Here is a 7,519-nt window from a genome sequence, read left to right on the forward strand (position 1 = left end):
ATGAGCGACCTCGCCAAGAGAGGCCTGATCGAAAAGCGCGGCAGCAGGTTATTGCTGCATGACGTCTCGGCACTACGGGCGCTGGCCGACAAGAAGGAATAGCGAAGGCTGTCGCCGCGGCGGGGGGCACCGCACGTTTCATACTCCTCGGCCGCAAGTGATTATTCCTTCAGGCGAGGAGAATCTGCGCCATGCCTCGCTGCAGGATTTTCGGGAGGAAGACTAGGGTAAAACTCAGTCATTCTGGCTATGCCGCGAATGGCCGAGATGGGTTAATTGCGGGCAACGGCGAGACTGGACTGAAGGGCAGCTCAGGGTCATGGCGGTGAATTGACCCGGAGCAAGCGAGCTTCCGCTTAGCGTCGATTCCGGCGGCCTGGTTTTCGCAAAAAGTCCCGGATTAAAGATTAAAGCGACTGTTTTGCGTCTGATTTTTGCACCGTCCGACAATGGGCAGTTTCGCTACCACCACAACCAAACGGTTGCTGCGGCGTATTTCTGACCCAGCCTATGGGGCTATCCGCTTGCCCTAATCCTATGGGGCTATCCGCTTGCCCTAATTCTGAGCCAGATGCCATGAGGTATACCCAAACGGCCATCGAGAGGCGTTCATGACCGACCGCGAAGTAGAGCCGCGCGCGGGGTCTCGGCAGTTGCAGCTTGCATCCTTTGGCCGACCTGCACGTTACATGACGAATAGACAGGCGGACCGGAGCCATGGCAAACGAGAAGCCCAACAATTTCCACGCAAAACAGGTGCATAGCGGGCGGCGGGCGCAGCAGCCGGGCCGCGGGCGAGATGCGGTGCGGCCCACGCAGATTCCGACCAAAGGCTGGAAAGACATCCTTTGGCGGGTGATAGCTGAAGTAAGCGATGACCGAGTCCCACTGATCGCAGCAGGAACCACGTTCTACCTGCTTCTGGCGCTGTTTCCTGCACTTGCCGCCTTCGTTTCGATTTACGGCTTCGTCGCCGATCCCAAAACAATCGCCGAGCACATCGCTTTCCTCAGCGGCGTTCTACCGTCGGGCGGGCTCGATCTTATCCGGTCACAGCTTGGATCCCTTGCCCAACAGAATACCGGCGCTTTGACCTTCGGCTTCATCTTGGGCCTCGCCGTCGCGCTCTGGAGCGCCAACGATCATCTTCGAAGCCATGAACATCGCCTATGAGGAGACCGAAAAGCGCAGCCTCGTCCGGTTGAATCTGCTGGCCTTGGCCTTCACGCTCGGCGCCATCTTCATCGGCATCGCGTTCCTGGTCTCGGTCGGGCTTGTCCCTGCGGCGCTCGCGCTCCTCAATCTGGGCAGCTGGACGGAGACACTGATAAAAATCCTGCGCTGGCCCGTGATGCTGGTCGCGGTGGCGGCAGGTATCACGCTTATCTACCGCTACGGTCCCAGCCGCGAGAAAGCGACGTGGCGGTGGCTGACTTGGGGCGCCGGCCTCGCGACGGTCGTGTGGCTTGCCGCCTCGATCGGGTTTTCCTTCTATCTCGAGAATTTCGCCAACTATAACGCGACGTATGGGACGCTCGGCGCCGTCATCGGCTTCATGATGTGGACCTGGATCTCAGTCATGATCCTGATCGTCGGAGCCGAGCTCAACTCCGAGATGGAACACCAGACGGCCAAGGACACCACAACCGGCGCGCCGCAGCCGATCGGCGCGCGAGGTGCCGCGATGGCCGACACGCTGGGCCGCTCGGCCGAACGGAGCGGCGCCGAAAGCGCATCAAGTCGCGGAGAACGAGGGTTTACACAAACAGAACTTCCGGCCCCGATCACTCGTGAATAGCGCTTCGAACGCCAAACCGCCGGCTGCGGACGAAGCGGCTGTCGAGGCGCGAGCCGGCGACTGGTTGCAGCAAAACGGGGAGCGCACAGGCGTGATGGGGTCGGTTTGGATGTCACCGAGACTTGCGGACTGTCGCTGTCGGCCCACGTGATAGTGCTTCGATATCGGCACTGACGAGCCCTCCGCCTTCGATCCGAACCGTCAACCTGCCCTTCGCGTCATCGATCCGCCTCACAAATCCTGTGATGTCGACCTTCTGGCCGGCCTTTGCTCTGGTCGGTGTGTCGATTGAAAAGGGGAAGCTGTAAGAGGGTATGCTCACGCTCGACATGCCGTTGTCCAAAACCTTCAGGATTGTGATGGAGAGCGAAACTTCATCGTCGACTTTCATACTCGCGGGCATGGCCTAAGCCTCCATCTCAAGCGGCTCGTGCTCGATCTTTTGGTGCCAGACCACCTGGCGCAGGTCGCGCATGCCACAGCCTGTCCGCACCGTGGGCAGATATAGAAATGGCAGGCCTCATGCTCGGCGGCTGTTCCGTGCCGTCTGTTGACAATCGGCGGGCCAAGCTCCGATAGCTGTCACTTCCACTAAACATTCAATTTTGCTAAAATGTTCCGCAACCTAAGTCGGGCGGTCGCGATTTAGTTCGCACCTGTGGCGTGGGGTTCAGATGCCGACCCTGGGTTGACCATCCTCCCGAGGATAAAGATTGAATTCACGCGGCCAAGTTCGACGGCTACCGCACGCAGATCATAAAAGACGCCGACGGCCTCCGCTTCTTAACCCGCCGGGGCGTGGTGTCTCAGTTTGAATTTCGGCTTGACGACCCGACTTACCGCCACGTGCGGACGTTCGCCAGTGTCGATGTCGGTCGTTGACCAGCGACGCGGACGCTATAGTTCGGTCAAGGGGTCCAACTACGAAAGGAGAAAGCTCATCGATCCCGCGATCTGGATAACATTCGTTCGAACGGTCATCATACTGCAGATGCCATCGAGGTCTGATAACATGCTGGTGATGGCGCGTGGATTGGACAGGGCGCCGAGTTGGGCTGGGACGACAGCCGGCGCGGGCGTGATGCAACTTCCCCTTATCGCGGTCGGCGTTCCTAGCTCGTACGAGCGTCCCCGTTTGCTTCGCGACGCTCCAATGGATGGGAGCAGCCTATCTCGTTCGGCTAGGACTACGGCTGATCTTCACGTTCGGGAAGCCCGCAGCCCAGCAGGACCCACGTCAAGTCAGTCGACTTGCGGCAGCCCGGGAAGGAATGATCGCAAACCTAGTGAACCCTTGGCCCAACACCTTCATGATCGCCTCCTCCTCAATTTGTTGATCCGCATGGAGGGCCCGTGAGCCTGCAACAGCTCCTGTTAGACGAAACCCAGAAAATGACGGGCGCGTTAGTATTAGGAACTTATGCCATGGCTTCGGGCAGCATCGGTTCGTGGATCACGACGCGGCCCCGCATGAAGCTTTGGCAGCAGCGGATCGCAGGCTTCTTCATCGTTGCCCTTGGGTTTCGAATGGCTTTTGGTGGCGGGGCAAGCCGCTAGGTCCCGGTCTCAGCAGTCCGCTTCCACCCACAGCCGAAATTCAAACTGAGACCCTACCGCTGGGGGCATGACTGGACGGCGAAATACCGCCCCTTGGTCCGGGCTGCCACAAGGATCGCTGCCGATAGCTCAATTATCGCGAAGCGAGACCGGTGATAGTTGACTCCTATGAAACAGCCGGGAAGCCAATTTCGTGGAAGCACTTTGGTCTGTGCTGAGACGTATCCGCGCGCAAGGGTAGCTTCTTTGAGCAGCTCCACGGAACTAAAGGGTTTTGCCGCAGTTTTGCCTGTCAATGGAGGAAACCATGAACAGCCAAAACAAGGAACGAGAATCCGCGACCAAAACACCTGTTGAGGACATTGCAAACAAGGACATTGGGGCAACCGTGAGCGACGCGGTCTCGAAAGCCTCCGACATGGCTCAACAAGCAGTTGATACGGCCAAGCAGGCGGCCTCGGATAGTGCGTCAACAGTTACCAACCAGGTGAAGGAAATGCTAGACCGTCAGGTCGGCAGCAGTGCCGAGGTGATGGGCCAGCTCGCGAGTTCGACGAAACGCGCAGCCGAGGACCTCGACGAAAGCGCGCCCTTAGTCGCCGGTGTGGTTCGTACGTTTGCGAACAGGATCGATGGTTACGCAGACGATCTGCGGGACCAGTCGGTCGATCAGCTGGTCCGCGCCGCCTCCGATTTGACTAGGCGCCAGCCCGGATTGGTTTTCGGGCTTGCTGCCCTTGCGGGGTTCTTGACATTTCGGACGCTGAAGAGCGCGTCGCCGGCGTCGTCGCGCTCCAATGAGCCCGTGCGCGGGCGCAACCGGCAAGCAGCGAGCGAATTTAATGGCACATGATCAGCTCAAGAATTCCACGCTCCCACGAGCACTATCCGACGCCGCGGCGGATCTTGCCGACCTCGTGCAAAAGGAGCTGCGGCTGGCCCGGGCGGAGCTGTCTGAAAACGTTTTTGCCAAGCTTCGGGCCGGCATCTGGATGTCCGCTGCCGGGGTGCTTGGGCTGATCGCTGGATTGCTGACAGTGCAAGCCGTCGTCTTCTGGATAGCTAGCTTTGGGATCGTAATGCACTGGTCCTGCCTGATCGTTGCCGGCGTCGTGGCCGCAGCTGGAGCGCTCGCCTACTACAAGGGCCGCATGGATGCGCAAAAGGAGATGACGCCCACGCGATCAATCCATCAGATCAAACAGGATATATCGATAACCAAGGAGCATCTAACATGAGCCGCGAAGCGCATACGACCAACATCGGAACGGCGGAATGGCTCATCGGCGCCGCCAAAAACAACCCGGAAGGTCTTCTTCTCGTTGCAGCCGGCTGCGCGCTGTTGATGCGCCGCGGGGGGGCATGGGCCAGCGGCGGCTTTGATCACGCTGATGAAACCCGCGGAAGCAAGGGCCAGCGAAGCGTTCACCCAAGGTCTTCGAACACCGCCGGCCAGAGGCGCCGGTGGAAAAGCATTGAGGAGGACGCTTCGGAGACGGCAGACAATGCACGGGAGCATGCCTCGGACCTCGGCGGCAAGGTCGCGGCCACGGCCAGCGCTTACGCTTCGTCCGCGTCGGAATACGTCGACGAGGCGCGACGCAACGTCACTGAGACATCGGAGCGGGTCGCGCGACGAGCCCAATCAACTTTCCAAGAGACGGTGAACCGCGTAGTCGAAGAGCAGCCACTGACGCTGGCGCTGCTCGGCCTCGCCACAGGGGCAGCTGTCGCTGCAGCCTTCCGCCCCACGGATTTTGAAAAGCGGACACTCGGCCCAGCTGGAGAGCAGTTGACGAACAGCGCCGAGAAAGTCGGCGAACGGTTGAAGGAGTCGACGGTGAAGGCGCGCGAAAGGCTCAGGACCGCTGCCGAGGAGCGCGGCCTTAATGCTGATGGCCTCAAGGATGTCGTGAGCGACGTGGCTGGCGAGTTCGGCAGCACCTTGTCGGGCGAACAGCAAGCCGGGTCGGCTGAGTCGCCGTCGGCGACCTCAGGCGTATCGCGCGGCCAATCGGCCCCGGGTAGCATGGGCCGGTCGATAGATAAATCGGCCAATTCGGATCAGTCACAACGGCCGGGTGCTTCCCGGTCCGGCAGATCCGGCCAGTCCAGCGGAAAGCGAGGTTCGTGATGGGCGAGGCAAATCTCCGCCAACTCGAACACGACGTTGAGGCAGCCCGCGCAAGGCTCGCGGAAGATTTGTCGACGCTGCGCTCGCCAAATACGGTATCCGAGTTTACCGACGAACTGAAGCAAGAGGCGCTCGAGGCCAAGGATGCGCTGGTCGCGAAAGCCAGATCGACCGCGCAGTCGACGGCGCTGGAGATCATCGAGGATCTCAAGGCAAAGGCTGCCGCGAATCCTGGCGCCGCATTGGTAATTGGGGCTGGTCTCGCGTGGCGGTTCCTTCACCGTCCGCCAATCGCGACCGCGTTGATCGGAGCAGGACTATTCAGCCTGTTGCGTACGCCTTCAATTCAGCCGGGCTTGGACGGGCAGGTCGATCATCTCGCTTTCGCCAGAGAGCGCTTGAAGGAGCAATCCGTCGATCTGGCAGAGAAGGTCGGCGAAATGAGCGCCAAGACGGCCGAAACAGTGAAGGAACATGCGGAGGAAGCGGCTGGCGCCGTCAAAGAGAAGGTGCGGAATTTGGGCGCTAAGACGCCGAATCTGCTCGACGAATTGCGGCAGGCCGGCAGCGAGGCCGCCGAGGGGGCAGCCGCTGCCGCCGGTCAAGCGTCATCTGCTGTCCAGGGCGCACTGAGCGATCAGGAGACGCGAGACAAACTCCTTCTTGGTGCCGCGGGTTTAGCCATCGCGGCTGCGGTAGGTATTGCGTATCAGCGACGGCTTGAGGAGCACGCGGCGGTCGACTAGGCGACAATTCAGCGCCGGAACTCCAGAACTACGGAAGAGCAGCCTGGACGACCCAGTGTCCCGGCTGTCAGGAGCGGGTCGCCTTTCTCGCGCTAACCAACCCGGCCATCACCGCTTGGCGCTGTCGCTGTCGGCGGCGGCCCGCGTCAGGAACGTCTGGGTTGTCTGGCCAAGACGGCTCTTCAGCCACTCCGCCATTGCCTCCTCTTCGCGGAGGTTCTGCTCGCAGGCCTGCACGATTTCGGTCTCGCCCTCGGCGTTGGCCGCCGCGATGAGGATTGTGTAGGAGGCGATTTCCATGTGCTCGAAAGTGTAGCTGGCGAGGGAGCCCTTCATCACCTCATCGCCGGCGAACACGCCGCTGATGGATTGGGCGAGCGCCATGAGCTTGCCACCCGCGTCCTTCACGGTGGACGATCCTTCATCGATACGGTCGAGGCAGGTCTTCAGCCGGGAAGCCTGTTGCCTTGTTTCTTCGAGATGAAGGCGGATGCGCTCGCTCAGCTCCGGATAGCTCTCGATGCGGCTCAACTGTCCAGACAGCATCGTCTCCGCCTGCTCTTCCATCGCGTGGGCATCTCTCAGCCACTGGATCATCCATTCGCGCGATTCAGACATCAGAGGTCTCCTTGTTTGGTGGCATCCAAACCACGAGCGACGAGGATTGTTCCGGCCGCAGGATGGATCTCACGAACATTATTTCGTAGTCGGGCATAAAGCGGCGTCGGCGAGCGATGGGTTCACCAGCTTCGCCCTGATGTCGCGCGTCATCCGCAGATGCTCCAGCCCCGTCGGCAAGACGTCCGAGGCAAAGTGCTGGATGTCGGCATCCTGGCCGGAACCGATCTCCCATTCGAGAAGCTGCACTGTCTTTGATGGTCGAAATCTGGCCGCTGATGTAGGCGAGATCGAAATCGGCACCGGTGAGCTTTTCGAGCCTGGCGTGCTTTTGCTTGTGATCGCTGTCGAGCCCTGCCGGGAGCGGGATCTTGCTGGCCTCGGCGAGCGACTTCAGCCTGTCGTTGGTAGCCGTGTGGTCGTGGACCATGTTGCGGGCGAACTCCTTCACGGCGGCATTTTTGGATTTTCCGGCGAGTTCGCCGAACTGGACCTCGTGTCGCTTGGCAGTTAACCGTAAGAATGCAGTCGTTTCGGTCAGGATTGGCACTTAATTTGAGAACCTGGAAGTTCGGATTCTCAAATTAGTGCGCCGGGAGACCGGCAAGGAGTAAGTGGTGGAAGTCCACTGCGATGAAGGAATAGCGATCCACATCGGCCCCGAGC

10 protein-coding genes are annotated in these 7,519 nt (G+C 60.3%); 7 read left to right on the plus strand and 3 right to left on the minus strand.

The genetic code is table 11. The annotated features are described in order from the left end of the window. Positions 1-717: 717 nt before the first annotated feature. On the plus strand, positions 718-1,173 hold the full coding sequence (locus NKI24_RS35210) for a YhjD/YihY/BrkB family envelope integrity protein (RefSeq protein WP_352750749.1): 456 nt from the start codon (positions 718-720) through the stop codon (positions 1,171-1,173). Beyond that, positions 1,157-1,798 (plus strand): YihY/virulence factor BrkB family protein, encoded by a 642-nt coding sequence (locus NKI24_RS35215; RefSeq protein WP_352750750.1) that lies wholly within the window; start codon positions 1,157-1,159, stop codon positions 1,796-1,798. The genes NKI24_RS35210 and NKI24_RS35215 overlap by 17 nt, the downstream gene beginning before the upstream one ends. A 112-nt stretch (positions 1,799-1,910) precedes the next feature. Here the strand turns inward: NKI24_RS35215 and NKI24_RS35220 are convergent, their stop codons facing one another. Continuing rightward, positions 1,911-2,201, minus strand: a complete 291-nt coding sequence (locus NKI24_RS35220; RefSeq protein ID WP_352450343.1) for a hypothetical protein — start codon at positions 2,199-2,201, stop codon at positions 1,911-1,913. Between the two features lie 950 nt (positions 2,202-3,151). On the opposite strand from NKI24_RS35220, the gene NKI24_RS35225 reads away from it, so the two are divergent. From NKI24_RS35225 to NKI24_RS35245, 5 genes are all read left to right on the plus strand, one after another. Then, positions 3,152-3,355 carry a hypothetical protein gene (locus NKI24_RS35225; RefSeq protein WP_352450344.1) on the plus strand — a complete coding sequence of 68 codons (204 nt, stop codon included), beginning with the start codon at positions 3,152-3,154 and terminating at the stop codon, positions 3,353-3,355. Between the two features lie 307 nt (positions 3,356-3,662). Next, positions 3,663-4,208 carry a hypothetical protein gene (locus NKI24_RS35230; protein ID WP_352450345.1) on the plus strand — a complete coding sequence of 182 codons (546 nt, stop codon included), beginning with the start codon at positions 3,663-3,665 and terminating at the stop codon, positions 4,206-4,208. Then, complete coding sequence (locus NKI24_RS35235) at positions 4,198-4,593, plus strand: phage holin family protein (protein ID WP_352450346.1); 396 nt, start codon at positions 4,198-4,200, stop codon at positions 4,591-4,593. The genes NKI24_RS35230 and NKI24_RS35235 overlap by 11 nt, the downstream gene beginning before the upstream one ends. Beyond that, a complete protein-coding gene (locus tag NKI24_RS35240; RefSeq protein ID WP_352749802.1) occupies positions 4,590-5,489 on the plus strand; it encodes a hypothetical protein in 900 nt (299 codons plus the stop codon). The genes NKI24_RS35235 and NKI24_RS35240 overlap by 4 nt, the downstream gene beginning before the upstream one ends. After that, positions 5,489-6,235: a hypothetical protein gene (locus NKI24_RS35245; protein WP_352450348.1), complete on the plus strand. Its 747-nt coding sequence runs from the start codon at positions 5,489-5,491 to the stop codon at positions 6,233-6,235. The genes NKI24_RS35240 and NKI24_RS35245 overlap by 1 nt, the downstream gene beginning before the upstream one ends. A gap of 108 nt (positions 6,236-6,343) precedes the next feature. On the opposite strand, the gene NKI24_RS35250 is transcribed toward NKI24_RS35245, so the two are convergent. Next, positions 6,344-6,853, minus strand: a complete 510-nt coding sequence (locus NKI24_RS35250) for a ferritin-like domain-containing protein (protein ID WP_352450349.1) — start codon at positions 6,851-6,853, stop codon at positions 6,344-6,346. After that, entirely contained in the window at positions 6,846-7,403 is a 558-nt protein-coding gene (locus tag NKI24_RS35255) for a DUF4142 domain-containing protein (RefSeq protein ID WP_352450350.1), read from the minus strand. The genes NKI24_RS35250 and NKI24_RS35255 overlap by 8 nt, the downstream gene beginning before the upstream one ends. Between the last annotated feature and the right edge of the window lie 116 nt (positions 7,404-7,519).

It is taken from the genome of Mesorhizobium sp. M0701, from assembly GCF_040320365.1.
GTDB lineage: Bacteria > Pseudomonadota > Alphaproteobacteria > Rhizobiales > Rhizobiaceae > Mesorhizobium.

Excerpts from the sequence above, each read along its gene's own strand:
- NKI24_RS35210 (WP_352750749.1), top strand. The coding sequence starts at position 718 with ATGGCAAACGAGAAGCCCAACAATTTCCACGCAAAACAGGTGCATAGC.
- NKI24_RS35215 (WP_352750750.1), top strand. The coding sequence starts at position 1,157 with ATGAACATCGCCTATGAGGAGACCGAAAAGCGCAGCCTCGTCCGGTTG.
- NKI24_RS35220 (WP_352450343.1), bottom strand. The coding sequence starts at position 2,201 with ATGCCCGCGAGTATGAAAGTCGACGATGAAGTTTCGCTCTCCATCACA.
- NKI24_RS35230 (WP_352450345.1), top strand. The coding sequence starts at position 3,663 with ATGAACAGCCAAAACAAGGAACGAGAATCCGCGACCAAAACACCTGTT.
- NKI24_RS35235 (WP_352450346.1), top strand. The coding sequence starts at position 4,198 with ATGGCACATGATCAGCTCAAGAATTCCACGCTCCCACGAGCACTATCC.
- NKI24_RS35240 (WP_352749802.1), top strand. The coding sequence starts at position 4,590 with ATGAGCCGCGAAGCGCATACGACCAACATCGGAACGGCGGAATGGCTC.
- NKI24_RS35245 (WP_352450348.1), top strand. The coding sequence starts at position 5,489 with ATGGGCGAGGCAAATCTCCGCCAACTCGAACACGACGTTGAGGCAGCC.
- NKI24_RS35250 (WP_352450349.1), bottom strand. The coding sequence starts at position 6,853 with ATGTCTGAATCGCGCGAATGGATGATCCAGTGGCTGAGAGATGCCCAC.